The organism is Actinoplanes sp. NPDC048791, from assembly GCF_040650095.1.
GTDB lineage: Bacteria > Actinomycetota > Actinomycetes > Mycobacteriales > Micromonosporaceae > Actinoplanes.
Genome location: NZ_JBEZGQ010001490.1, coordinates 1 through 1,554 on the forward strand (window position 1 = coordinate 1; position 1,554 = coordinate 1,554).

Consider the following 1,554-nt stretch of genomic DNA (forward strand, 5'->3'; position numbering starts at 1 on the left):
GTCCTTGGTGGCGTCGACGGCCTCCTGCGGGGTCTTCGCCGAGTACGCCAGGGTCATCCGGACGAGCTGCATCGTCATGGTACCACCGCCGACGGCCGCCGGTTCGTCGTGCAGACCCTGACCAGCACCGACGACCGCGTACGCCTGTTCCTGTCGCTGGGCACGCCCGAGCCGGTGCTGCGCGGCTTCCCGGACCCCGCGGCACCCCTGCCGGTGCAGGTACGCCTGCCCGACGGCCAGGGCGTCGTGGTCGCCGCCCCGGGCAGATTGCGCTACCGCGTGGCCGGCGGCACGTGGCTGCCGATCACCGGCGACGCGGCGCTGCTGCCCGCCGCGGCCGGCGAGGTCGAGGTGACCACCGCGCGAGGACAGGCGGTCCGGGTGCGACTCGCCTAAGGTCGGGGGACAGGTGTCCGGTTCTGCCGCCGGCTCTCGCCGCGGTTCTGCCGCCGGCTTGAGATGCGCGGCGATCGGGCATGTCTGCCGGCGATCAGGGAGGCTGCATGGACGTCGTCATCGGTGTCGACACCGGAACCACTGCGACCAAGGCCATCGCCGCCGGGCCGAGGGGTGAGGTGCGCGCGATGGCCAGCGTGCACTATCCGCTGTCGGTGCCCGGCCCGGGACAGGCCGAACTTGACCCGGTGCAGCTGCGCGACGCCGCGATCGAAGCGCTGATCACCGTGGCCGAGGAGGCCCGCGAGCGCGGCGACCGGGTCATCGCCGTGAGCCTCAGCGCCTTCCTGCACGCGCTGGTCCCGATGAACGCCGACGGCACGGCCCGCGGACCGCTGATCACCTGGGCGGACAACCGGGCCGCCGGGCAGAGCGAGCGGATCGTGGCGTCCGGCCGGGCGAAGCAGCTGCAGGCCCGCACCGGTACGCCGGTGCACCCGATGTCCCCGCTGACCAAACTCGCCTGGTGGGGGGCCACCGACCCGGCCGTCCTGCGGGACACGCCACGCTGGGGCGGGGTCAAGGAGATCGTTCTGGCCGGCATCGCGGACGAGGGCTTCCAGCTGGACCTGTCGGTCGCCTCCGGCACCGGCATGTACGACATCCACCAGCGGTGCTGGGACCCCGAGGCCCTGGAGCTGGCGGGGATCCAGGAGAGCCGGCTGGCTGAGGTCGTACCGACGACCCGGCAGCTGCGCCTCAACCGGGAGGTGGCGGTCGCCGCCGGGCTCCCGCCGGAGCTGCCCCTGATCATCGGGGCCGCCGACGGACCGCTGGCCAACCTGGGCGTGGGCGCGACGCCGGTCGGGGTGGCGGCCGTGTCCCTGGGCACCAGCGGCGCCCTGCGCACCGTCGTGCACGGCCCGACCGCGGACAAGGCGGGCCGGCTGTTCTGCTACGCGCTGACCGAGGACCGCTGGGTGGTCGGCGGCGCGATCAACAACGCGGGATCCGTGGTCCGCTGGGCCGGCCAGACCTTCGCGGGCGGCTTCGACCGGCCGACCGCCGAGGGCGAGGACGCCGACGTCCGCGACGCGGCCCTGCTGACCGAGGCGGCGGAGGTGGCGCCGGGCAGCGAGGGGCTGCTCTGCCTGCCGT

Annotated in this window: 2 protein-coding genes; both read left to right on the plus strand. The window is 74.5% G+C overall.

Annotated features, from left to right (window positions below):
* Positions 1-396, plus strand: a 396-nt coding sequence (locus AB0C29_RS47730) for a hypothetical protein (protein ID WP_360834914.1), incomplete at its 5' end; no start/stop codon positions are given.
* Positions 397-503: 107 nt separating this feature from the next.
* Positions 504-1,554: FGGY family carbohydrate kinase (locus AB0C29_RS47735; protein ID WP_360834916.1), on the plus strand; the 1,051-nt coding region annotated here is incomplete at its 3' end.